This window comes from Lactobacillus paragasseri (assembly GCF_003584685.1).
Classification (GTDB): Bacteria; Bacillota; Bacilli; order Lactobacillales; family Lactobacillaceae; genus Lactobacillus; species Lactobacillus paragasseri.
Map to the genome: position 1 here is coordinate 183,606 of NZ_AP018549.1, position 25,883 is coordinate 209,488.

The 25,883-nt window shown below is 35.2% G+C and carries 21 protein-coding genes; 12 read left to right on the forward strand and 9 right to left on the reverse strand.

Annotated features, from left to right (window positions below):
- The first annotated feature begins 66 nt into the window (after positions 1-66).
- From LpgJCM5343_RS00750 to LpgJCM5343_RS00760, 3 genes are all read left to right on the forward strand, one after another.
- A complete protein-coding gene (locus LpgJCM5343_RS00750) occupies positions 67-2,016 on the forward strand; it encodes a M13 family metallopeptidase (protein ID WP_101890916.1) in 1,950 nt (649 codons plus the stop codon).
- Between the two features lie 144 nt (positions 2,017-2,160).
- Positions 2,161-3,882: a cell division protein gene (locus LpgJCM5343_RS00755; protein ID WP_101890917.1), complete on the forward strand. Its 1,722-nt coding sequence runs from the start codon at positions 2,161-2,163 to the stop codon at positions 3,880-3,882.
- Between the two features lie 188 nt (positions 3,883-4,070).
- Positions 4,071-5,729 carry a phosphoenolpyruvate carboxykinase (ATP) gene (locus LpgJCM5343_RS00760; protein WP_101890918.1) on the forward strand — a complete coding sequence of 553 codons (1,659 nt, stop codon included), beginning with the start codon at positions 4,071-4,073 and terminating at the stop codon, positions 5,727-5,729.
- Between the two features lie 93 nt (positions 5,730-5,822).
- On the opposite strand, the gene LpgJCM5343_RS00765 is transcribed toward LpgJCM5343_RS00760, so the two are convergent.
- From LpgJCM5343_RS00765 to LpgJCM5343_RS00780, 4 genes are all read right to left on the reverse strand, one after another.
- Entirely contained in the window at positions 5,823-7,874 is a 2,052-nt protein-coding gene (locus tag LpgJCM5343_RS00765; RefSeq protein WP_077410100.1) for a KUP/HAK/KT family potassium transporter, read from the reverse strand.
- Positions 7,875-8,025: 151 nt separating this feature from the next.
- Positions 8,026-10,023, reverse strand: coding sequence for a KUP/HAK/KT family potassium transporter (locus LpgJCM5343_RS00770; protein ID WP_113576177.1), 1,998 nt, complete (start codon positions 10,021-10,023; stop codon positions 8,026-8,028).
- A 143-nt stretch (positions 10,024-10,166) separates the two neighbouring features.
- Positions 10,167-10,586 (reverse strand): hypothetical protein, encoded by a 420-nt coding sequence (locus tag LpgJCM5343_RS00775; RefSeq protein WP_003649582.1) that lies wholly within the window; start codon positions 10,584-10,586, stop codon positions 10,167-10,169.
- Between the two features lie 86 nt (positions 10,587-10,672).
- Positions 10,673-11,710: a hypothetical protein gene (locus tag LpgJCM5343_RS00780; protein ID WP_101890919.1), complete on the reverse strand. Its 1,038-nt coding sequence runs from the start codon at positions 11,708-11,710 to the stop codon at positions 10,673-10,675.
- Positions 11,711-11,896: 186 nt separating this feature from the next.
- Between LpgJCM5343_RS00780 and LpgJCM5343_RS00785 the strand changes: the two genes are divergently transcribed.
- The 6 genes from LpgJCM5343_RS00785 to LpgJCM5343_RS00810 all read left to right on the forward strand — a co-directional run bounded on the left by LpgJCM5343_RS00785 (position 11,897) and on the right by LpgJCM5343_RS00810 (position 19,756).
- Positions 11,897-12,106, forward strand: a complete 210-nt coding sequence (locus LpgJCM5343_RS00785; protein WP_003649580.1) for a DUF1659 domain-containing protein — start codon at positions 11,897-11,899, stop codon at positions 12,104-12,106.
- A 45-nt stretch (positions 12,107-12,151) separates the two neighbouring features.
- On the forward strand, positions 12,152-12,391 hold the full coding sequence (locus LpgJCM5343_RS00790) for a DUF2922 domain-containing protein (protein WP_003647935.1): 240 nt from the start codon (positions 12,152-12,154) through the stop codon (positions 12,389-12,391).
- Positions 12,392-12,594: 203 nt separating this feature from the next.
- A complete protein-coding gene (locus LpgJCM5343_RS00795; RefSeq protein ID WP_101890920.1) occupies positions 12,595-14,487 on the forward strand; it encodes a glycoside hydrolase family 73 protein in 1,893 nt (630 codons plus the stop codon).
- Between the two features lie 56 nt (positions 14,488-14,543).
- Complete coding sequence (locus LpgJCM5343_RS00800) at positions 14,544-16,922, forward strand: GH25 family lysozyme (RefSeq protein WP_113576178.1); 2,379 nt, start codon at positions 14,544-14,546, stop codon at positions 16,920-16,922.
- An 87-nt stretch (positions 16,923-17,009) separates the two neighbouring features.
- Positions 17,010-17,840: a PfkB family carbohydrate kinase gene (locus LpgJCM5343_RS00805; protein WP_003649577.1), complete on the forward strand. Its 831-nt coding sequence runs from the start codon at positions 17,010-17,012 to the stop codon at positions 17,838-17,840.
- A gap of 89 nt (positions 17,841-17,929) precedes the next feature.
- Positions 17,930-19,756, forward strand: coding sequence for a monovalent cation:proton antiporter family protein (locus LpgJCM5343_RS00810; protein ID WP_077410102.1), 1,827 nt, complete (start codon positions 17,930-17,932; stop codon positions 19,754-19,756).
- Positions 19,757-19,795: 39 nt separating this feature from the next.
- On the opposite strand, the gene LpgJCM5343_RS00815 is transcribed toward LpgJCM5343_RS00810, so the two are convergent.
- From LpgJCM5343_RS00815 to LpgJCM5343_RS00830, 4 genes are all read right to left on the reverse strand, one after another.
- The gene (locus tag LpgJCM5343_RS00815; protein ID WP_101890923.1) at positions 19,796-20,758 is read right to left on the reverse strand and encodes a Gfo/Idh/MocA family protein; all 963 of its coding nucleotides are present in this window, start codon (positions 20,756-20,758) and stop codon (positions 19,796-19,798) included.
- Positions 20,759-20,769: 11 nt separating this feature from the next.
- Positions 20,770-21,552, reverse strand: a complete 783-nt coding sequence (locus tag LpgJCM5343_RS00820; protein ID WP_049161761.1) for a hypothetical protein — start codon at positions 21,550-21,552, stop codon at positions 20,770-20,772.
- 21 nt (positions 21,553-21,573) lie between these two features.
- Complete coding sequence (locus tag LpgJCM5343_RS00825) at positions 21,574-22,401, reverse strand: DUF6612 family protein (RefSeq protein ID WP_049161759.1); 828 nt, start codon at positions 22,399-22,401, stop codon at positions 21,574-21,576.
- Positions 22,402-22,484: 83 nt separating this feature from the next.
- On the reverse strand, positions 22,485-22,907 hold the full coding sequence (locus LpgJCM5343_RS00830) for a PAS domain-containing protein (RefSeq protein ID WP_020806603.1): 423 nt from the start codon (positions 22,905-22,907) through the stop codon (positions 22,485-22,487).
- A gap of 160 nt (positions 22,908-23,067) precedes the next feature.
- Between LpgJCM5343_RS00830 and LpgJCM5343_RS00835 the strand changes: the two genes are divergently transcribed.
- Complete coding sequence (locus LpgJCM5343_RS00835; RefSeq protein ID WP_003650693.1) at positions 23,068-23,760, forward strand: 2,3-diphosphoglycerate-dependent phosphoglycerate mutase; 693 nt, start codon at positions 23,068-23,070, stop codon at positions 23,758-23,760.
- A gap of 234 nt (positions 23,761-23,994) precedes the next feature.
- Here LpgJCM5343_RS00835 and rpsN read toward each other — a convergent pair whose 3' ends face one another.
- A complete protein-coding gene (gene rpsN / locus LpgJCM5343_RS00840; protein ID WP_003649568.1) occupies positions 23,995-24,252 on the reverse strand; it encodes a 30S ribosomal protein S14 in 258 nt (85 codons plus the stop codon).
- Positions 24,253-24,427: 175 nt separating this feature from the next.
- Here rpsN and LpgJCM5343_RS00845 point away from each other — a divergent pair, with 175 nt between their 5' ends.
- Positions 24,428-24,865, forward strand: coding sequence for a GtrA family protein (locus tag LpgJCM5343_RS00845; protein ID WP_003649567.1), 438 nt, complete (start codon positions 24,428-24,430; stop codon positions 24,863-24,865).
- A 19-nt stretch (positions 24,866-24,884) separates the two neighbouring features.
- Positions 24,885-25,817, forward strand: coding sequence for a glycosyltransferase family 2 protein (locus tag LpgJCM5343_RS00850; protein ID WP_003647925.1), 933 nt, complete (start codon positions 24,885-24,887; stop codon positions 25,815-25,817).
- Positions 25,818-25,883: the final 66 nt, after the last annotated feature.

The window sequence follows — 25,883 nt, forward strand, 5'->3', positions numbered from 1 at the left end:
GACTAAAAATTTTAATAATGATATCATCTATATAACCACTTATGAATTACAAGGAGGAATTAATTAATGGCATTATTCAATGTACGTGGCGGTGCTGGTGATATCACTAAGCCAGATCTTAACGCAAGACCACAAGATAATCTTTACTTAGCAGTGAACTCTGAATGGATTGAAAAAGCAAAGATTCCTTCAGACCGTTCAAGAATTAGCTCATTTGATGGCATTGACTTGAATATTGAGAAGAGCTTAATGCAAGACTTTGCTGATTTTGCAGATGGTAAAAAAAAATTGCCAGAAGTTCCTAATTTTGAAAAGGCAGTTGAACTTTATAAGATCGCTAATAATTTCGATAAAAGAAACGAAGATGGTGCGAAGCCAATTAAGGCTGACCTTGAAGAAATTACTAGTTTGCGCAACTTAGCTGATTTGAACTTAAGAGCAGCTGATTTCTATAAGAATGCCTTTGACTTGCCAATTAGCGTTTCTGTTGATGCCGACATGAAGGATACAAAAGTTCACGTTGTTTACTTTGGCGGACCTGGTTTGTTCTTGCCTGATACAACTACTTATGACAATCCTGCAGCTGCTGATTTATTAAAGGTATTGCAAGACCAATCTGAAAACTTGTTGAAGATGGCTGGTGTAAGTGAAGCGGATGCTAAGAAGTATGTCGAAGATGCATTGAAGTTTGATAAGAAACTTTCTAAAGTTCTTAAGTCAACTGAAGAATGGGCAGATTATCCAGCAATGTACAACCCAATGTCTTTAGCTGAATTTGAAGCAAAATTTGATAGCTTTAAGATTGATAACTTCTTAACTAGTTTATTTGCTCAAAAACCTGAAAAGGTTATCGTAACTGAACCAAGATTCTTAGATCATGTTGAAGAATTGATCAACGAAGATAATTTTGACGAAATTAAGGGATGGATGGTTGTTAAGTTCATTAACGGCGTAGCTGCATATCTTTCTCAAGACTTCCGTGAAGCTGCCTTTCCATTTAGTCAAGCTTTATCAGGTCAACCTGAATTATCTTCTGGAACTAAGCAAGCTTACCGTTTAGCTAATGGTATGTTCAGTGAAGTAGTTGGTGTTTACTATGGTCAAACTTACTTTGGTGCAGAAGCTAAGGCTGATGTTGAAGATATGATTCATAAGATGATCGATGTTTATGAAAAGCGTATCTCTGAAAATGACTGGCTATCTGAAGACACTAAGAAGAAGGCAATCGTTAAGTTACGTGCTTTAATTTTGAAGATTGGTTATCCAGAAAAAATTGAAAAAATTTATGATCGTCTTCAAGTAACTCCTGAATCTGAAGGTGGCAGTCTTTACTCAAATGAAAGTGTCGCTGCTGTTGAATCAGTTAAGTACAACCTTGAAAAATTAAACGAACCAGTTGATAGAACTGTTTGGTTAATGCCTGGTAACTTAGTCAATGCATGTTACGATCCACAAAGAAACGATATTACTTTCCCAGCTGCAATTTTGCAAAAGCCATTCTATGACTTAAAGCAATCACGTAGCTTGAATTACGGTGGTATTGGTGTGGTTATCGCCCATGAAATTTCTCACGCTTTTGACAACAATGGTGCTAAGTTTGATGAATTCGGTAACTTAAAGAACTGGTGGACTGATGAAGACTTTGCTGAATTTAAGAAGCGTACACAAGATGAAATTGACTTGTTTAACGGCATTGAATATGGTCCAGTTACCTTAAACGGTAAGCAAATTGTTTCAGAAAATATTGCAGACCAAGGTGGTTTAACTGCTGCTGTTGAAGCTAATAAGGGCGAAAATGGCAATATGAAGGAAGTCTTTGAAAACTTTGCTCGTGTTTGGGCAAACAAGCAACTTCCAGAGTCAATTAAGACGCAAGTTTCAGTTGACGTTCACGCTCCTGGTCCTGAAAGAGCTAATGTTCAATCACAATGCCAAGAAGAATTCTACAAGGCATTTGATGTGAAGCCAGAAGATGGTATGTGGCTTGATCCAGAAAAACGTGTTGTAATTTGGTAGGAATTAAATAAGAATTATTAAGAATCAAATGGTAAAAAGCTGTTTGATTCTTTTTTCATAGTTTGCAAAAAAAATTCGTTAATAATATTATGAATTGGTATTCTTATTACCTAAGACAATCTTCTTAATTAGAAAAGGTTAAAAATGTTAGAAAAAATAAAAACTAATAAGTTCTGCCAATTTATTTGGCCATATCTATTAATTGCTTTGGCCACTACAATCGTTATCTCGCCACAATTAATTTCGCATACTATTCTAGCTAGCGATGATACAGCAGATACTTTGTTTCACTATAGTCGTTTTTATGATGCAGGAATGCAGTTAAAAACTGGAATTTTTAGTATCTTTCAAACTAATTTTACTTTCCAGCAAAGCGGCAGAATTATTAATGCGATTTACGGGCCATTATTTGCCTACTTTAATGGAATTTTAGTTCTTATTGCTGGTAATTGGTTTAACTACCAAGTCATTTTAGCCTATGTCATTTCGCTATTAGGCGCTGGTAGTATGTATTACTTACTTCAAAAAGTAGGTATTAATAAGCTACTAGCCACAGTAATGGGAATTATTTATATTAATATCGGGATGATTCCAGCCTTTATTAACCGTAGTTCATTTAACGGTTGGGGACAAGCATTAATGCCGTTAGTTGTGTTATGCGGCGTACGCATGATTCAAGATAGAGAAAAGCCAATTAACTGGATTCAGTTAATGTTAGTAATGAGTTTGTTAGTGCAGGTTCATGTTTTAAGTACCTTAATGGCAGCTCTTTTATTACTTCCTTTCTTTCTCTATTCCTTAATTATTAATCAAAATTCTAAAAAGATATGGATACCTTTTATTAAGGCTGTTGTCGGAACAATTGTACTATCAGCTAATGTCATTGGGGCCTTTTTAGTTTTAATGCCGAATAATCACCTAGCTGCAAATACTGAATTTGATCTATCTCGTGGTGGCTTACGTCCACATGTGCTATGGCATAATGAATATGGCACAGCCTTTGCCTATATTTTGCCAATTTTTGTTTTATTAATTATTGCGCAATTTGTCTATGTTGTAATGCACTACAAAAAAGATAAATTAAATACTTTCGTGACTATTTGGGGTACGGTCTTACTAGGATTATCTTCATTTGTTTTTCCTTGGGGATTGGTTCAAAGTATTTTTCCAAGTTTAAAGTCATACTTCCAATTTCCGTTTAGATTAACTGTTGTTGCCTATCCACTAATTCTGCTAGGGATGGCGCTAACTGTTAATCAATTACTAAAGCAAGGAGTTAAGCCAAGGGCAGTTGGAATTAGTTTAGTAGTAGTTCTTCTTTTAGAAGCTGCTTTGCCGAATATCATTACTAATCACATCTTTACTGTTGCTTGTGGAAAAGATGCGCAAGTTCAAACAGTAGCTAAAGCATCAAACAGTGATCAGATGCTTAAGATATTGAAATGGCACTACTTGCCTGATTATTTACCAACTAAAGACAAGTCTATTGACCAAAACGCAGCTTATCTTTACAAAATAAATGTAGTTGATCAATATCAAAAATTTAATCATAAAGTTGCTAAAAATGGTGATTTGATTCTTTCTTGGAAAGGAAAAAAGGATAAAGATATTGTTTTGCCCGTTGTTTTATACAAGCAAAGTGAATTAACTGTGAACAGTAAAAAATTCACTGGTGCAAAAAACGTAATTGGAAATCCAATTATTTCTCAAAAATCAGGTCTAAATCGTGCTGTTTTACACTTTATTGCTCCGGCTTGGTTCTATGTAGTCAGCGCAATTTCGTTAATAGCATGGCTTAGCGTACTCGTATTTTACTTGTGGAAGAAATTTATTAATAATAAAAACAATAAAATAAAAGTTGCTTAATCATATACAAAAGTAGTCTTTTAATAAGATAGTCTTATTAAGAGGCTGCTTTTTCTTTGTATGGTTTTACTTACTATTAATATCAATTTATTTTTTGATTATTACATGGCTATAGCTGTCTTGTTATGTTATGATTTAATTGTAATCATTGAAACCGCTTTCTATGGTTTCAGAGGAGGAAAAATAAGTTGAGTACACAAGAACGTTATTCTCATGATGAGTTAAGAAAAGCTAACAAAAAATTTAGTCGGGTTCGTTCTACTATTGAATCTGCCTTTTATGGCAACAATGTACACGAAGTAACTAGTGTTGCTGAAGCTTATAATTTAGCTAAGAAACAATCTGGTGTTATCGAAACTGACCTACCAATTTTACATACTAAGGAACTAGGTTTGCCACAAGGAGCAAAGCAGTTAGTTTATAACCACGGTAAAATTTTGGGTAGAACAGCAAGTGCACGTCACTTTGTTGATGATCCAAAAGAAGATCCAGAGGCATTAGCAGGTAACTTACGTGAAGATATTTATAAGGGCCACGATCAAAAATTCTTAAAGGCAATAGTTCTAGTGGGATTAGACCCAAGCTTTACTGTTAAGGCACATATTATGATGCCAGAGGATCAAGCCTTTAACTTACTTTCATATATTTTGAATTTCCACTTCTTTGATGAAGAAGCAGAGAAGATTTACAAGAATTCTAAAGTATATGACGAAGGAGATATTTACTTCTACTTCGATCCAAATACTCAAGATGAAGATTATCCTAAAGGTTTTGGCGTCTTTGACGCACCACATAACTGTGCTGCAGTCTTTGGCTTACGTTACTTTGGTGAATTGAAGAAGGGTACTTTAACTCTTGCTTGGGCTATGGCTCATAGAAATGGTTATACTGCTTGTCACGGTGGTGAAAAGTCATTCCACTTTAAAGATAAGGACGATAAAGTATTTGCCTTCTATGGCTTATCTGGTTCAGGTAAATCTACTTTGACTCATGAAATGTATGATGGTAAATATGATATCACCGTTTTACACGATGACGCATTTATTATTTCTCGTGAAGATGGTTCTTCAGTAGCATTGGAGCCTTCATACTTTGATAAGACTCACGACTATCCAGCAGGTCACCACGAGACCAAGTACTACACTACAATTATGAACTGTGCAGTTACTCAAGATGAAGATGGTAAGAAAGTTATTGTAACTGAGGACTTACGTAACAACAATGGTCGTGTCATTAAGACTCGTTACACTTCACCACATAGAGTTGACTACGAAGATGCCCCAATTACTGCTTTGTTCTGGATTATGAAGGATGGTTCACTACCACCAATCTTAAAAGTTGATGATCCAGTTTTAGCAACAACAATGGGACTTACTTTAGCTACTAAGAGAACTAGTGCTGAAAACTTACCAAAGGGCTTTGACATGAATACTTTGGTAATTGAACCATTCGCAGACCCATTCCGTGCTTATCCAGTATCTGGTGACTACTCAGACTTCAAGGAATTATTCACTAAGCGTGGAGCTTCTTGTTACATCTTGAACACCGATGCCTTTATGGGTAAGGACATTCCAAAGGAAGTAACTAAGAAGCTAGTAGAAGATCTTGCTAATGGCAGTATCAAAGATAGTGATTGGAAGCCATTTGGTAACTTCAAGGGTGTATCTTACTTACCAATTGAAGGTTATGAAGTTCACCTAGAAGATCCTGAATACCAAAAGACCTTAGCTAAGAGAATGCAAGACCGTTTAGACTGGTTGAACAAATATGATGAAGAACATCCTACTCAACCAATCCAAGAAGAAGCTAAGAAGACTTTGGAAGGTATCATTAAAGAATTAAATTAGTTAATTGAAAAAATCCCCTATCAATTTCTATATTAGAACATTGAAAAACGCATCCCAATTGGGATGCGTTTTTTGTATGTCTATATCTATTTATTACTCTTTGAGTTCGCCTTCAGCTCGAAGTCTCTTTTTGATATCTTCAAATTTCTTTGGTGCGATGCGAGTAATATGTTGTCTTCGTTGATCTCCTAAGATCAATGGTACCCGTTCAATAACTGTATCAGCATAATCTAAGCCAAACCATGAAGCTGGGTTAGAAGATAGATTTTGAAGCCATACACGTGCTTCAACTAAGAATTTTTCATAACTTCTAAGTTGTGTTTGTGGACTAATTACATCGTTAACGATGACGAATGAAAAATCACCAACATCTCTACCAGGTGTAGTAGTGTATTCCTGCGGCTGTGATTCAATCGTGCCATCAGCAATTAGATCATGTACGATTTGACGTAAGTATACATTCACACTAGTTTGCTGCTTGAATCCTAGGAAGAGTTGAACGTTAATTACGTTTTTAGTTCCGTAAGTATTAACGGCGTATTCAGCAGTAAATGGCTCATTAGTAACGTTAACCGTTACGAACCAGTATGCTCGTGCACGTTTAGGACGTTTATCTAAGATAGAGTAGAGAATTTCTCGCTTAATGAATTTATTGTATTTAACTTTGGCCATGTAAACGAGGTTAGTAGCAAAAGTAGGGTAATCTTCATCATGACTCAAGTTTGTTAACATATCTACATATTCATCAAGCCTTACATAAGCATTGCGCGATTCACGTTTGTCTCTGATCTTATTACCATAGAACCAAACATACATAATGATTCCGATGAAACCGGCAATAATTAATGATACGTAACCACCATGTGTAAATTTACTCAAGCTGGCCAACATAAACATGATGTCTAAAAAGCCAAAGAAAATTAAGAATATCCAGTTCCAGATTGTACGAATGCCCTTCATTGCTAACCATTCGTAAAGCAAGATCGTTGTCATTAACATTGAAATAGTAATTGACAAACCATAGGCTGCTTCCATGTGAGCGGAAGTTTGGAAGAAAAGAACAATCGCAATTGTTGCAATACAGATCATCTTATTAACAGAAGGAATATAAATCTGTCCCTTTTTAGTTGAAGGATACATAATATTCATTCTTGGTAAGAACTTCAATCCACTAGCTTCAGCTACTAAAGTAAATGAACCAGTAATTAAAGCTTGTGAAGCAATAACGGCGGCAATAGTAGCCAAGACAATGGCAGCTAGACGAATATTTTGTGGGATGATTTCAAAGAATGGGTTGAAATCACCGTTTCCAGCGTTATAGTTAGGATTATTTAGAATCCAAACGCCTTGACCAAAGTAATTGAGTGATAAACAAACAAAGACATATGGCCAAGAACCAATAATATTTCCTTTACCAACGTGACCAACGTCAGAATATAATGCTTCTGCACCAGTAGTAGCAAGGAAGATGGATCCTAAAATAAAGATTCCAACCTTGTTATATGGACTAAATAGAAGCTTAATTGCGTAATAAGGGTTAAGAGCTTGTAAGATAGATAAGTCACCCATCATATTCATCAAGCCCATAACACCTAAAAAGGTAAACCAGATAAACATAATTGGTCCAAAAGCTTTACCAATAATACTTGTTCCCATTCGCTGAATCGAAAACAGAATCAGCAAAATTACTACCGTAATTGCAATAACGGCTCCCTGCGTAGAAACTGGAACGTTGCCGTGACCAAATTCAATTCCTTTTAGCCCTTCAATAGCTGTTGTAACAGTAACAGCAGGAGTTAATGTACCATCAGCTAAAATTGCAGCTCCACCAATTAAAGCGGGAAGCACTAACCATTTTGCACGTTTACGTACTAAAGTATAGAGAGCAAAAATACCACCTTCACCGTGGTTAGTAGCCTTTAATGCAATAAAGACAGTCTGCAAAGTTGTTAATAAAGTAACTGTCCAAAGTACTAGGGAAATAGATCCGACAATGAAGTCACGATTTACGTGAGCAATCCCACCATTTCCGGCGACAATCGACTTCATAACATATAACGGACTGGTTCCAATATCACCATAGACAATACCAATCGCAATTAATAATCCCGCGGCCGATATATTTTTCCGTGTTTTTTCATTCATTTTTATTCTCCCAATAAATAGCCAAAATGACTAAATATCTAAATAACGTAAAAAAAGAATGCCAAAAAAGGGACATTCTTCTTTAAACATATCTATTTTCATCTATTTATGCAAGAGTTGCAAGTATCTATCGGAGAATAATTTAAAATAATTATCTTAGTTTGGTTCTGTGAATAGATTTAACATCTTGCGAACCTAGAATTAATGGTACGCGTTCAATTACTGTATCGGCATATTCTAATCCAAACCAAACAGCAGGATTAGAGGATAAGTTTTGAAGCCAGACCCGGCTTTCAACGAGCCACTTTTCATAAGAACTTAGTTGAGTTTCAGGACTAATTACGTCATTTACAATTACAAACTTAAAGTCACCAACATCTCTACCTGGAGTAGTAGTGTATTCTTGTGGTTGCGATTCAATTGTGCCATCTTTAATTAAGTCATGGACAATCTGACGTAAGTAAACATTAACTTTTTGCTGCTGCTTAAATCCTAAGTATAGTTGAACGTTAATTACGTTTTTGGTGCCATAGGTATTAACTGCATATTCAGCAGTAAAAGGTTCGTTAGTTACGTTTACGGTTACAAACCAATAAGCATGAGCTCGCTTTGGACGCTTATCTAAGATTGAATACAGCATGTCACGCTTAATAAACTTGTTGTATTTAACTTTGGCCATGTAGACCAAGTTTGTTGCATATAGCGGAATACTTTCGTCATGGCTTAGATTGCTGAGCATAGTAGTATATTCGTCTAAGCGAACATAGGCATTTTCGGCTTCACGTTTATCACGAACTTTATTACCAAAATACCAAACATACATAATTGCCCCAATAAAGGCTGCAATAATTACCGTGACATAACCACCATGTAAGAATTTAGCTAAACTAGAAATCAAGAACATGGTTTCAATTGCCCCGAATAAAAGCAAAAAGATTAGTCGCAAACTAAAGTTAACTTTTCTAAGTGATAGGTATTCAAAGAGCAGAACTGTCGTCATGAGCATGGTTACAGTGATTGCTAAACCATAAGCCGCTTCCATGTGTTCAGAGGTTCTAAATAAGAAGACAATTCCGATTGTAGCAGCGCAAAGCATCTTATTAATTGACGGAATGAAAAGCTGTCCCTGTTCAGTAGAAGGATAAATAATTTTCATTCTCGGTAAAAACTTCAAACCACTAGCTTCAGAAACTAGGGTAAAGGAGCCGGTAATTAAAGCTTGCGAGGCAATGATTGCGGCTAGGGTAGCTAGAATTATTGCAAAGAACTTCCACTGGCTTGGTAGAGCTTCAAAGAATGGGTTAAAGTCTGTGGCACCAGCATGATAATTAGGGTTCTCTAAGATCCAAACGCCTTGACCAAGATAGTTTAGGGCTAAGCAAATAAAAACGTAAGGCCAAGAACCCATAATATTACCTTTACCAACGTGTCCAACATCTGAATAAAGGGCTTCCGCACCAGTAGTAGCTAAGAATACTGCTCCTAGAATTAAAACACCGACTTTATTAGCAGGACTAAATAAAATTTTGATAGCAAGAAGTGGATTGAGTGCTTCAAGTAAGGACCAGTCATGACTTAAGTTCATAATTCCAGTTAATCCTAAGAAGGTAAACCAGACCAGCATGATTGGCCCAAATGTCTTACCGATAACGCTCGTTCCCATTCTTTGGATAGAGAATAGGAAAAGCAAGATGACAATTGTGATCATAATGACACTATTTTGATTTGGCACTGGAATATCGTTACCAAATTTCATATTTTTAAGACCTTCAATAGCGGTTGTAACAGTAACTGCTGGTGTTAAAGTGCCATCAGCCAGTAAAGCAGCTCCTCCAACTAAGGCAGGGATAACTAGCCATTTAGCCTTTTTTCTAACTAAAGCATAAAGAGAGAAAATTCCACCTTCACCATGGTTAGTTGCTTTAAGGGCGATTAAAACATACTTAACAGTGGTTAAAAGTGTAATCGTCCAAAGAATAAGTGAGATGGAACCTACAATATATTCGCGGCTAACATGAGCAATTCCGCCGTTTTCGTTTACGATTGCTTTCATAACATAAAGTGGACTTGTACCAATGTCGCCGTAAACAATTCCAATTGAAACTAAAAGTCCCGCTAAGGTGACTTTTTTACGTAAATTACTATTCATAATGAGCTTTCCTCTTAAAAAGTATTAAATAACATTTTGAATAAACAAAAAAGAATGTATTGTAATAATACATTCTTTTTATTTTCGCTAGCACTATTTTGGCTCTTTGGAACCTAATATGCAAATAATAAATTGTGATTTTTTTATGAAAGAGTTTGTTTGATTTCGTTACGACGATCAGTGTACCATTTGTTCCAATCTTCGTAAGTCTTCATATTTTGTGGATCTACGCCAGTTTGCTTTTGAATATTGTTAAGCATATCCATAAAGCGTTCAGCATGAATATTTAATACGTGCTTGACTAAGTTTTGACGGCTGAAGGCCATGTTGTTAGTTAAGTAAGTGTTAATTTCAATAACGTCATGATTACCATCGTAAACATCCATAATTTCAAGATCGCTTTCGTCGAATTTTGAAATATAGAAGTTAGCAAATGTCTTTAAGTAATCAGGTTGTTCTTTAAATTCAGTAGCTGGCATTTCTACACGATTTGCCTCTGGCATAACTACTTCAAATTCTTCTTTTTCTTGAGTTTCTTCGGTGTTCTTCTTGTCTTCAGTCAAAGTTAAGAGCTCCTTTACTGTTTAGCTGTACAAAAATTCAATATAATCTTACATTGAATTACAAGCAAAAGCAAATTTTGTAGGGTTTATTGGAAGTTTTCTACATCTTGTTTAGTGTATGAATCAATTGTAGTGTGACCATTATTAGCAGCTGCTCTCATGAAGTTAACTACTTTTTGGTCAGACCAAGAGCTAGTATCAACACCAAGTGAACTTAATTGGTTACGAGTTTGTGCAATTACTCGACCAGTAACTGTTTGACCATCGATCATCATGCCACTATTTGAGTTTGATGAAGAATTGGTATTTGAGCTATTGTGAGCATTACTATTTGAAGTGGTAGCATGGGATGATTGTTTGTTTGCTGCAGAGTTGTTTTGAGCGTTAGCAGTATTTGAATTACTTTGGTTAGAGCTAGAACTAGTATTGGTATTACTACTATTAGATGAATTAGATTTTGAACTAGTAGATTTGTGTGAAGTAGTTGCTTCATCGTCATCATTAGCATCTAAATTATCAGTATCAATATCGTCGTTAACGTCTTCGCCATTTAATTTAGCATTAGCAACTTTACGTAAATGCTTTACATTTTTCTTTACTTTTTTGTAGTACTTACCATTAATGTAAGATAAATCTAAAATTTGATCGCAAGATTCAACTGTTGCTTGATAGTTACCATCACGATAGCTTAATTTAGCTTGCTTGTATAAAGGATTGATATCGTGAGTGATATGGTCTTGTACCTTGTTAATCGTCTTATAAAGCTTAGCAGCTTGCTTAGTCATTACAGAATAGCCATTAGTTTTGTTAGCTGCCTTGTCTAATTCACCTAAAGCATCTTTAAATTCGTACTCTCTGATTTCTTCTTGAGCATCCTTCATAGCGCCTGCTTGATCGGCATAGGCTTTTGATTCAGAAGTTGCTTTTACATCGTGAGCATCTTCAAATTTTTCTTCAGCTGCTTCGTACTTTTGACTAGAGGCAGCATCTTTTCCTTGACTCATATAAGTAGTGTACTTGTCTGAGCCATTATTAGATGAGCTATTTGATGAATTAGAACATCCAACTGCGAATAAGGTAATAAAGAATGCCATAATGGCAACTCCGATTTTTGATCGTTTCATTGTTTCTTCCTCCTATAAAAATGAATTTATCTTACTTAAATTATACCAAATTTAACTCATAAAAAATTCATTGAAAAAATTGGCACAAATCTTTGTGGTAAATCGTTAGTAATAGTGTAAGGCAATTCACCGGTGATAACTTACAAAATATATTTAGTTACTAATTAGATTATCAGAGGTAGAAAAATGGAATTTGTTTTAAAAGATCAATCAGTTCAATTTACTTTTGCAGGTGAAAAATACAGCAATGGTAAGAAAAACAGAATTTTGAAGAACGTTAAAAAGCAAGCTAGTGCTGAAGACGTGATGAAAGTTGGCAAGGCTTTGTCTAAATTGCAAAAAGATGATGGTATTAAAAGTGCTAGATTAATTTCTTATTCAGATATTCAAGCTTAAGAAATGAAAGAATAATATATAGAAAATTTTAAAGGAGAATTCAAAATGACTACTACTAAAACTTTAAGACTTACATTTAAAAATGCTAAAAATAAAAAAGTAAACTTATCATTACCTGATGCAGCAGAAAATTTAACCGAAGAAGAGGTTAAAACTGCCATGAACGAAATCTGTGAAGCTAACTTGTTTGTCAAGGAAGAAGTTGATCAATATCAGGCTCCTTTATCTGCTCAATATGTTGAACGTACAGTTACTTCTGTGTTTGATGATAGTGAAAAGAATTAGAGCAATATTTTATGAGATAAGGGTCTTAATTAAGTTATTAAATAAACTCTTAAAAGGGTAATGTTTCGGCATTACCTTTTTTATTTTGAGACGAAAGTATGTAATTTATGTTACTTTTTTATTTCAGAATGTCTGTTCGGTTGTATCTGACAACTTGCCACACTACAATAAAGGGTGTATGTAAATTGGAGGGAGTTTAAGCAATGAAAAAAAGAACATTCACTGGTATTGCTACCGCGGCACTTATCACAACTGCCGGTATATCAGTTACCAACAACCTTAAACCAGAAAATCCATTAAAAACTGGTGAAGGTACTGTTCAAGCTGCAACATATCAACAAGAATTTTTAAACAAAGCTATTCCAGCTGCTACAACTGCATCATCTAAGTATGGTACTTATACTTCAGTTATGCTTGCTCAAGCAGCGGTCGAATCAGCTTGGGGTCAATCAGGTTTGGCACAATCGCCTAATAATAACTTATTCGGTATTAAGGGCTCTTACAATGGGCAATCAGTAAATATGAATACTGGTGAGTACGGCAGCAATGGTTATTACACTACTAACGCTGGATTTAGAAAGTATCCATCATATACTGAATCATTTGAAGATAATGGCTCTTTATTACGTAACCAAATGGGTAACTATTACTCTGGTACGTGGGTAGAAAATTCAAAGAACTACGCTCAAGCAACTCAAAATGGTTTACAAGGTAAGTATGCAACTGCACCAAACTATGCTCAGACACTTAATAGTGTTATTGCAGCTAATGGATTTGATAAGTACGATCCCGTTACCCAAGTTGTTAACGAAAATCGTACAGTTGCACAAACCACACCAATTATGAGTGCCCCAGTTGACGCTAGCGTTGGTACTCAAGTTGGTACTGCAAGAACTGGTCAAAACGTAAATGTTACTAAGTACATCACTTATAACAATGGTGTTAAGCGTGCATATATTGGTACTGGCTGGATTAACGCACTTGCATTTAGTCCAATTACTACTAATACAACTACTAAGCAAAATACTGCCGCTAATACTAATAATCAAGCAAGTCAAGCAGTTAAGACGCCAGTAGCACAAACTCAACAAGTTAAGAGTCAAGCACCTGCAGCTCCAGTAAAAACTGCAACTGTAAAAGTAAAGAGTGCCGCTGAAGTTAAAACTCCAGTTCAAACTACCACTTTAAACGTTAAAACTGAAAATAAAGCAGCACAACCTGTAAAGCAATTAGCTGTTTCATTAGCTGTTGCACCTAAGAAGGTTGAAGTTAAGAAGAACGTTGTGAAAGCTGAACCAGCTAAGACAACTCCAGTAAAAACTGAAACTACTAAAACTGAAAACAAAGAAGTTAAGACTGCAACTCCAGTAGTTAAAACTACTGATACAGTTAAAAAAGTTGAAACTCCAGCAGTTAAACCAGTTAAACCAGTTGAATCTGTAAAGAAGGAATCAACGCCAGTTGTTAAGACTACTCCAGTTACTGTAACTAAAGAAGCTGCAAAGACCACCGAAGCTCCAGTAGTTAAACCTAAGAAAGTTGAAGTTAAGGAAATTAAGACAACTCCAGTAACTACTAGTGCTAAAACTGTTGTAAAGCCTGTTCAAAGTTACCAAAGTGCAGTAACTACTGCTGCAAACAATAACTATGGTACTCAATGGATTAGTACTAATACTGCTCCTAAGGCTGCATCTACTGTTTTAATTAAGGTTACTAAGACTGTTGATGTTTTATCAGCACCAGATGGTCAAAAATTAGACCAACAAGTTGAAGCTGGCTCAGAATTTGTTGTTATTGCTTCTAAGTACTACAATGGCAACTTATATTACGAAATTAGTAATGGTAAATGGATTATGGCAAAATATACTACTCAAGAAGCACAAATTACTGCAAAATCTGGTGTATTAACTATTAATTCTAAGCCAGACTATGGTGTACCAGTATGGCGTGTTCCAGGTCAAGATCAAATTGCTGGTAAGTTCTTGAAAGACGGCTCAAGCTGGAGATACTTCCGTGTAGCAAACGTTCAAGGACAAACTTGGTATGACCTTGGCGGAAATCAATGGGTATCTGCCAAGTCTGTACTAGTTCGTTAATGTATAAATTGGGATAGAATTTAATTCATTAAAATTTTTTGGAGGAGAAGTTTTTAATGCGTTCAACAAATAAAAGATTTATTAGTGCATTGGCTTGTGCTAGTGCTATGACAGCTTTGGCAATTGCTGATCCAATGGGTATTACTAAGACCCATCAAGTAGTACAGGCCGCAACTGATAATGTACCTGCAAGATCTGCAGGTGTGGATGTTTCAAGCTGGCAAGGTACTAATTTGACTCAACAAGCTAAGTCAGGTGCTAAATTTGCTGTAGTTAAAGTATCTGAAAGTACAAACTACCAAAACCCACATGCTCAAGGTCAAATTAATAATGCTGAACAAAACAATATGATGCCAATGGGTTACCACTATGCTCACTTTGGTGCTGATAGCAACAGAGCTGTTCAAGAAGGTAATTATGCTGTTAATTCAGCTCAACAAGCTGGTTTGCCACAAGGTTCATATTTAGCAGCTGACTGGGAACAAGATGCACATAACAACACTAACGGTGGTCGTGAAGCAAGTGCTAACGCAATTACTAGCTTTATGGATACTGTTCACAATGGTGGCTATAACCCAATGCTTTATTCAAGTGAATGGTTATTAAAGGCTAAGGTTGATACTAACAAGGTTACTCAAAAGTATCCAAATTCATTATGGGTAGCTTCTTATAAAACTATGGGTCGTCAAGATCAACCTGACTATAACTACTTCCCATCAATGAATAATGTTGCTATTTGGCAGTATACTCAAAATTGGCGTGGTCAAAACGTTGACGGAAATGTTAACGTACTCCCTCTTTCAAATAAGAGTAACAACGCTAGCCAAGCTAACACCAACACTTTGAACGTTCATACTAATGGCCAAAGCAGTAGTCAAGCCCCTTCGAATCCATTTGTTAATACTTCTAACAAGGCAGTTAATACTAACTGGGTTAAACAAGAAGGTACTTTCACTACTGGTGGTGCAATTAACTTGAGAACAGGTGCAAGTACTAATAGTAGTGTCATTGCTCAACTTCCAGCAAACAGTGAAGTTAAATACGATGCTTATAGCACTAGGGGTAACTACACATGGTTAAGACAGCCACGTGCTAACAACCAATATGGCTACTTAGTGGGACGCGCAAATGGTCAAGATTGGGGTACTTTTAAAGTTGCTCCAGTTACTAACCATGTAACTAAACCAACTACTAACACTGTTAAGCCAGCTAACAAGCCAAGTCAACCAGTACACGTAAATACAAACAATAATGTAAACAATAACTGGACTAAGCAAAACGGTGTATTTATTACCGGTGGAGCAATTAACTTAAGAACAGGTGCAAGCACCAATAGTAAGGTAATTGCATTATTACCAACCAATACTGAAATTAAATACGATGCTTACCGTACTGAAGGCCAATATACATGGTTGAGACAGCCACGTGCAAATGGTCAATACGGTTATTTAGTAGGACGTGATAATGGTCGTGCATGGGGCACTTTCAAAGCAGGCTCTGCTGTTGCAACTAAACCAGCAACTAATAATAAGCCAGCTCAAAAACCAGCAACTAACAATAGTGACTGGACTAAGCAAAACGGTGTATTTATCACAGGCGGCGCAATTAACTTAAGAACAGGTGCAAGCACTAACAGCAAGGTAATTGCATTACTTCCAACAAACACTGAAATTAAGTACGATGCTTACCGTACTACTGGTCAATACACATGGTTGAGACAACCACGTGCTAACGGTCAATACGGTTACTTAGTAGGACGTAACAACGGCAATGCATGGGGTACTTTCAAAGCAGGTTCTGCTGCAGCAAGTAAGCCAGCAACAAATAATAAGCCTGCACAAAACACTAACAAGCCAAGTCAACCAGTACACACTAATACAAGCAATAATGTAAATAGTAACTGGACTAAGCAAAATGGCGTATTTATCACAGGCGGCGCAATCAACTTAAGAACAGGTGCAAGCACTAACAGTAAGGTAATTGCATTATTGCCAACAAATACTGAAATTAAGTACGATGCTTACCGTACTACTGGTCAATACACATGGTTAAGACAACCACGTGCAAATGGCCAATACGGTTACTTAGTAGGACGTAACGACGGCAATGCATGGGGCACTTTCAAAGCAGGTTCTGCTAAGGCTACAACTCCTGTTGTTCGCCAAAATACTCAAAAAGTAGTAGCTACAACTAACAATAATGCTACTTGGACTAAGCAAAACGGTACTTTCATTACCGGTGGCGCAATCAATTTGAGAACAGGTGCAAGTACCAAGAGTCCAATTATTGAAACTTTACCAATCAACACTGTAATTAAGTATGATGCTTACTACCGTGCTGGTAAATATGTATGGTTAAGACAACCACGTGCCAACGGTCAATACGGCTATTTAGTAGGTCGTTTAAACAACCAAGCATGGGGAACTTACAGATAGTTTTCAAAAATAAATGAATAACTTGAAAAGACATGATCCGAATAGGAATCATGTCTTTTTTGTCTTATAATAAATTATGAAAAAAGTATGGAGGACATAGTTTTGATTTATACAGTAACTTTAGATCCTAGCGAAAGTGTAGTAGGTAAGGGAATTAATATTTCACTTGTTTTAAAGAAATTAGGTATTGAATCGATTGCAACTGGTATTGTGAATCATAAAAACGTAGAACAAGTTGCAGAAGAACTTGATAAAGCAGAGATTGAAAATCAATTTATTGAACAAAAGCGTGGAATTAAGATCACCGCTAAAAATCAACAAAAGTTATTAGATTATTTGAAAGTCTTAAAAGCCGGCGACATTTTAGTTATTGCCGGTGGTTTTGCCAAAGGAATTGATCCAGTTTACTTAACCGATCTTGCTAAAGTAGCTGATAAAAAGGCAGCAGGCTTAGTAGTGGATGTTCCTTATGAAAACGTACTTGATATCTTACCAATGAATCCTTTATTGATTAAGCCAAATGAAACGGAATTAAAGCATTGGTTTGAAAAAGATAATCAAAAGGTAACTACGAAAGAATTAATTAATATGGCGCATGACTTAGTAGTTAAGGGTGCACAGCATGTTCTTTTGTCTTTAGGTGCAAATGGCGCTGCAATTGTTAATATGATGGATGCCCTGATGGCACATGCACCTGAAATTGAAGAAGTAGTTGATAGTACGGGTAGTGGTGATGCGCTCCTTGGTACTTTTCTTGCTGGGATGCTAAAAGGCTATATGCCAGTTAAAAATTTGTCAGATGCAATCGCAGCAGGAAGCGATACAGCTCGAAGCGACTGGCTTACTGATTTTAGAACTACACCAGCACTTCAAAAGCAGGTAATTGCAAGACGTATTACCTTTGAAGAAGCAGAATAAAGAAAATAAGTTGGCTTTTTAGGGCCGACTTATTTTTTGATGCTTTTTTTAGTATAATGACAGTAATTTTATAATAAGGGAGAAGAAAAGTGGACTTATCTCTATTTATTGTTAGTCTAGCTGCTCTAGTTATTCCAATTATTATGGCACGGTTCAAGATCAATGCTATTCCAACTGCCGTTGCTGAAATTGTAACTGGAATAATTTTAGGTAAGAGCTTATTAAATACAATTAAAATTACCAGTAGCGTATCACTTCTATCGAATTTAGGCGTGATATTACTGATGTTTCTATCTGGAATGGAAATCAATTTTGACTTATTCAAGAAAAAAGATTTACCTGATACTAAGCAAAGTAGCATTAATCCAGCTCGGATAGCAGTTTTTTCTTTCGCAATGATTACAGCTATGGCACTTATTTTAGCTGAGGTATTAAAATTAATCGGACTCTTTAGCGATGTAATGCTAGCAATGATCATCTTTATGACTGTAGCTTTAGGAGTGGTTATTGCAACCTTAAAAGAAAAAGAAATCTTATCTCGTCCAATTGGACAAACAATTTTACTAACAGCAGTTTTAGGAGAAGTAATACCATTACTGCTTTTAACTATCTATGCTTCGATTAATGGTGGTAATGCAGGAAAATTATGGTTAATCATTTTATTATTCCTAGTGGCAATTCTTCTACTAAAAAGATTTAAACAGCCATATCAGTGGTTTAACCGAATATCTAAATCTACTACGCAATTGGATATTAGACTAGCCTTTTTCTTAATTTTCACTTTAGTGACAGTTGCCGAACGAGTAGGTGCTGAAAATATTCTTGGAGCCTTCTTAGCCGGAATGGTTATGAAATTACTTGAACCAAGCGAAGCAACGATGGATAAATTAACTTCTATTGGTTATGGCTTTTTTATTCCAATTTTCTTTATTACAACTGGTGTTAAGCTAGATCTTAAGACTTTAATCACTAATCCGAATGCCTTAATGTTAATTCCAGTTTTGGTTTTATTCCTGCTTTTATCAAAGCTGCCAATCTTTTTAGTTTATGTTCGTAGCTTTAATAAGCGTAATAGTATTGCAGGAACATTTTTAATTATGACTACGATTACGATCGTGCTTCCAACTTTAGAAGTTGCTCGTAAGTTAAATGCAATTACAGAAACTCAATCAGATGCCTTTATTTTAGCAGCCGTTGTGGTATGTATTTTAGGACCAATTTTGTTTAACTCAATCTTTAAGCTGACTAAAGAAGATAAGATTAAGCAAAGAGTTGTTATTATGGGGACAAATGTGATGACTGTACCGGTTGCGCAGGAATTACATGATAACTGGTACGACGTTCTTTTAGTAACTCATAAGCAAGAAAATTATGATACTTATAAGAGTAAGGTCGCTAATTTAAAGTTGATTTCAAGTCTTGAAGAAACTTGTTTAGAAAAAGCCGGCGTCTTTAACTGTGATATTTTGGTAGCTGGATTTATTGAAGATGAATTAAACCGTAAAATTGCTCGAATGGCTAAAGAACATGGCGTTCAAAGAGTAATTGCAAGTCAAGAGCGACCAAAGCCAGAAACAATTAAGAACTTAACCAATGAAAAGATTGAAATCTATAATCTCTTTAATGTTCAAACTTCAGTTTTACGTGCTTTGATTGAATCGCCATCTATTCTAAGAATTCTAACTGATACTAAGAATGGTCTTTTTGAAGTTACGGTTAGAAATCATAAATATGCTGGTCAAAAGTTGATGAATCTTGACTTTATTGAACAAATGACGGTAAGTCGAATTTGGAGAAATGGTACTTGGTTAGTACCGCATGGTAATACGATTATTGAAACTGGTGATCATTTGATCTTTACAGCTAAAGGTGAAGATGCAGAAAGAGTACGAGAAGAACTAGGAAGAAAAAATTAATAAAATAAAAGGGCAGGATTTTAATTCCTGTCCTTTTGGTTAACGTTGACTTTTAGCTTCTTGTAAAACAGATAAGGTATTTAAACTATGGACAAAGGCGTGATCAGCTTCTTTGAACTTATGCTGATCAATAATTTTAGTAAATTCAATAAATTCAGCCACCATTCGGTGAGAATACTTATTGTTGTTGATAACTTTAACTTCTTGTCCTTTTAATTGCATTCCGACTTTAGGTATTTCATTAGGATGACCATAAATAATAAGTGCACCTTTTTCACCTTCAATAGTGCTGACATTAGGTGAAAAACTGTCTTTAGCGGCGATTGAACTAGCTTGTTTGTCAGAATAACTGAGGTGCAGGATGCCTGAGGTGTCGATATTTTTCTGCATTGTAGGGAAATAATTGATAGATTCTGGCTTACCAAATAACTTGATAATAATATGCAAATTGTAAATTCCTAGATCCATCAAAGCGCCACCGTCTTTTTTAGGATCAAAGGCTGGTTGAATATCTCCAGCTAGAAAGGCATCATAACGGCTAGAATATTGAGTGTAATTAAGGTTAACTACGTGAATTGGAGCAATTTTATCTAGATTTTCTTCGATAAATTTAAAGTTTTCTAAATAAATGTTAGTTATGGCTTCAATAATGATCAGCTTCTTTTGATCAGCGATTGCTTTTAATTTTCTTGCTTCATCAACAGTTGCAACAAAAGGCTTTTCGCAAATAACATTTTTACCTGCTTCAAGGGCTTCTTTTGAAATAGAAAAGTGCAAACTGTTTGGTACCGCTACATAAACAGTATCAACATCAGGATCATTAAATAAGTCAGCATTATTATCGTACAATTTATTAATCTGATACTCTTTTTGTAAATCTAGGCCAATTTTATGACTTCTCTTAGTAGTTGCAAGAGCTGTAAGTTCGAGATCGGGAATTTGATCAGCAATTGTTAGAAAATCATGGACAATTTTTCCAGAACCAATAATACCTAATTTCATAAGTTTCTCCTTTAATTTGATTTAATATTTAGCTTTTTTGCATTTTTAGTAACCGAGGTTGGAATCTTTAGTTTCTTAACTTGGTTAACATCATATAAATGAAGTGATAAGGTGCCTTCTTTTTTACTATAGTACGTAACTTTGTAGTATAGATCGGTTAGTTCTTTTTGGCGGTTAACCTTAACTCGAAGTTCAATTCTTTTTACATTACTTGACTGCGGGTCACTTGTGGAAGCTACTGAAGTGGCTTTTTGCATGCTTTTAATGACATCTTGATCATCGCCATGGTAAGCAATTACATAGCCATTGAAGCCATTAGATTTGAGTTTTAACTGCTTAAAAGCATCATCAGAGAATTGCTTGAAGTTATGAGCTGTATAGAGTTTTTTGTAGCCAGAGTAAACTTCATTAAAGATTGCATTTTGCTTAATATAATTCCACGCTTCATTATTATCACGATGGTAGACATAGTGATCGTTAGTCCAGAGCTCGGAATTTGTATCTGATTTTGGAATGCTTTTCATTGTGATATGAATTGTATTATTAGGACCAACGACGTAATTTGAGTACATTTTGCCTTTTGAATTGGTAGTTTTAACATCAACACGAGCTGTTTTGATAGCAGTATCTGCTGCTTTGGTTAAGGCAGCTTTAGGACTAGGCTTGCCAAAGGCTAAGATGGCACCCCAAATAATTACTACTAAAATAATAATGGCTAAAATTAAAGCGGCAATTTTGCCGCCTTGATTGTTAGGAAAAATAATCTTTTTATTTTTTGCTTTATTTTTCTGCATTAGTTTTTCTTTCTAGAATGATTATTGATTGTTTTGCTCAGCTTGAGCTTTCTTGATCTCTTCAGCGTCAATCGCATTCTTCTGAATATCAGCAGGAACTGCTAAGTCGGCATGTTGGCCAAGTTGATCATAAGTTAAGTTCCAAGTGAAGTTATATTTTCCACCAGCAGTGTATTGAGCCTTGAAAGTCATCGACTCAATCTTTTTTGTTGCAGGATCAACTAAATAAGTAACTTTTAAGTTCTGTACTTGAGCTGATTTAACTAGACGAGCTACTTGCATGTTTTGTGAACCTGGAGTGTTCATAGCGTCAATGACAAGTGGATTAACTGCATTCCATAGGTTAGAATCAGTACCGTTAAAGCTGATTTCATAGTTGCCGTTTTTCTTTTGAACAGTAGCCTTTTTAGCAAGTGCTTTATTGATTTTCTTAAAAGTTGCAGGATCAAATCTTTCTTTTACTTGATCTGGATCAAAAGTATCGGCATTAACCGAATTTTTAATCCAGTGCCCTTTATTTTGCTCTAAAAGAAGGTACATGTCTTTTTTAGTTAACCACATTTGTTCCGTTTGTGATTTTTTCTTTTGAGTCAAGGTGTAAGTGAGATTCGTTACATCGCCTTTATCTTTAAAAAGACCTTCCGATTTTGATTTTTGACTCATTTCATCAGAATTAATTGTTTGAGTGAAATGACCGCTGGCTAAGCTAGAATTAAATTTGGCATTAATTAGCGAACTTGCAGAAGGCTCAGGATTAGTTTTGGGTTTACTGGTATTCTTTGAACAAGCTGTAGTTATAGAAACTAAAATTGCTCCCAATAAAAGTAGCAAGCCGAATTTTTTCTTCATAAAAATATTCCCCCAATAAATGTATCTATCGTATACTATTTTACTCTATTTTCTGTTGAAAAAAGTATTATAAGAGCTTAACTTTAGTGCTTTTTAAGGACATTTAAAATATTTCGTAACTTACTACCCTTGACTTGCAAATTTTTAACTGCTTGTGTTACTTCGATGCAACCAATATATTTTCCATCTTCGTTGTGGAGACTATAGAAAGAAATATTTATCGGCTGTTCATCTTTAGTGATCATAATTGAAATATTTTTACGATTACCTGCGTGCATTTGGTTTAAAACTTCTTTAACGTGTCTTTGGCTATGGCCGGGATGCACCTCAAAAACAGTTTTACCAATATCTTTTTTTGTTCGCTTGAAGAGGCGATTTTTATTCATTGATGACCAGACAATGCGGTCATTTTCATCTAAAACGTCCATTTCTTGTGGAATAGTTCTAAAGATTGCATTTAGCTGTTCAAGTGAGAGATGACCTCCGTCTAAATTGATATTATCCATAGGTAATTCTTCCAATCTATCCAAATTAATATATCTATTGTTATTTTAACATTAAAAAATTGTGGATTAATAAAGCTTTTTTTTCGTAATTCCTATGAAAATTTCTCGTAAGCGTGTAAAATAGTTAATGAAACATTGAATTTTAAAGGAGATACAGTTCATGTCGAAATTAGTTTTAATTCGTCACGGTCAAAGTGAATGGAACCTTTCTAACCAATTTACTGGTTGGGTTGATGTAAACCTTTCAGAAAAAGGTGTTGAAGAAGCTAAGAAGGCTGGTCGTTTAATTAAGGAACACGGTCTTGAATTTGATCAAGCTTACACTTCATTATTAACTCGTGCTATCAAGACTTTGCACTACGCACTTGAAGAAAGTGACCAACTTTGGATTCCAGAAACTAAGACTTGGAGATTAAATGAACGTCATTACGGTGCTCTTCAAGGTTTAAACAAGAAAGCTACTGCTGAAAAATATGGTGACGAACAAGTTCACATTTGGCGTCGTTCATACGATGTTTTGCCACCAGCTATTGATGATGACAACGAATTTAGTCAAGCACATGACCGCCGTTACGCAAACTTGGATCCACACATCGTTCCTAAGGCAGAAAACTTACACGTATGTCTTGACCGTGTAATGCCATTCTGGGAAGATCACATTGCTCCAGATTTACTTGACGGCAAGAACGTTATTATTGCTGCACATGGTAACTCACTTCGTGCTTTAACTAAGTACATTGAAAACATCTCAGATGATGACATCATGAACTTAGAAATGAAGACTGGTGAACCAGTTGTTTACACATTTGACGATAAGTTAGATGTTGTTAACAAGGAAAAGCTTGACGACTAATTTTTAGTTATTGAGTATTAAAGAACTCCGACGAAAGTCGGAGTTTTTTTGTTATAAAAAATTTTTTACTCTTTTGCGTAATTAAATATAATCTTTGATTTACTAACAAAGATTAATTTCTTAAGGCTAAACAAAAAAATAAGAAAAAAGCCTCCCATTTGGGAGGCTATTTAAGTATGACTATTATATTTTGTATTTAAGTTTTGCTTTAACTAAGAGCTAGTCTTATAATTTTTACCAACTAGCCTTACGTACACCAGGAAGTTGTCCTTTATGTGCTAGTTCTTTGAAGCGTAAACGTGACATACCAAACTTACGCATATAACCATGTGGTCTACCATCGTGTAGATCTCGATTATGATAATGAGTTGGGTGAGCATCAAGTGGCAGTTTTGCTAATGCTTCTACGTCACCAGCTTCTTTTAATTCGTAGTATTTTTTAATTAATTCGCGCTGCTTAGCAGCTTTAACAATTTTTGATTTTTTTGCCATATATCTTTCCTTTCGAATATAGAATTTGAATGTGATAAAGATTAACTATAATAATTTGAGCTAACTTAAAGTAAGCATATTGTATTAAATTATTAATAATTTGTCAAAAAGAAAGTATTTTAAAAAGAATTAGTTTAAAATAAGTAATGATTGATTAAAGAAGGGAAAAGAAGCCGTGGGTATTTTTAAAAGAATACTTCATAATGAAGACTTGCGACAGCTGATTATTTATGTATTAATTGGTGTGTTAGGATTAGGTGTTGATTTTGGAATTTTCGCACTCCTTACCCATTTTAAGATGCAAGTCGAAGTAGCTAATTTTATTTCATCATCTTGTGGGTTAATCAATAACTTTTTCTGGAATAGTTTTCTTAACTTTAAGGTTCACGATAAGTTGTTAATAAGATTCGTTTCTTACTATTTAGTTGGACAAATTACGACTTTATTTACTACATTATGTTTATTTATCTTCGTAACTCAGTTAGGTTATAATCAACTAATTGTTAAGGCCGTTTCTACATTTATCGCTACCTTAATTCAATTCGTAATTAATAAGTTACTTACATTTAGAAAAATTAAAACTACTAAGTCAAAAGTAGACGTTAGAAAGTAATCAGAAAGCCTGTTAAAGTATGAAAAAATTGTCAATTATTGTTCCGTGTTATAACGAAGAGGAATCTGTACCACTTTTTTATCCAGCTGTGAATAAAGTAATGGATACAATTCCAGATTTAGAGCCAGAATATTGGTTCATTAATGATGGTTCAAAAGATAATACTCTTAAGGAAATTAAAGAATTACGTAAAAAAGATCCAGAACATGTTCACTTTGTCTCATTTTCAAGAAACTTTGGTAAGGAGTCTGCGCTTTATGCTGGACTTCAAGCTGCAACTGGAGATTATGTAGTCGTAATGGACGTTGACTTACAAGATCCACCTAAGTTTTTACCACAAATGTATGATTTGATTAAGACTGGAGAATATGACTGTATTGGAACTCGTCGTGTTGACCGTACAGGGGAAGCTAAGTTTAAGTCTTTCTTAAGCGATATGTTCTATAAGGTTGTTAATAAGATTTCTGATACTGAAATTGTACCAGGTGCTCGTGACTACCGAATGATGACTCGTCAAATGGTAAATGCGGTTTTAGATATGCCTGAATACAATCGTTTTTCAAAGGGAATCTTCTCTTGGGTTGGATTTAAGACTAAGTATTTGGACTATCACAATGTTGAACGTGTAGCTGGCGAAAGTGATTGGAACACTTGGAAATTGTTCAAATATGCAATGGACGGAATTGCGGACTTTTCACAAGCACCACTTAACTTAGCTGTTTGGATTGGTACTGGATCATTTGTTTTATCAATTATTGGCTTGATCATTGTGATTATTCGCAGAGCACTCTACCCTGGTTCAAGCATCTTTGGTTGGGCTTCGATGGTATGCATTATTTTGCTGCTGGGTGGTTTGCAACTACTCTGCATTGGTATTTTAGGTAAATATATCGGCAGGGTATATATCCAAGTTAAGAATCGACCAATTTATATTATTAAAGAGAAAAAATAAACATGGCAAAAAGTTTCGGAATTATCACCTAAATTCCGAAACTTTTTTTGTGAGATTATAAATTTG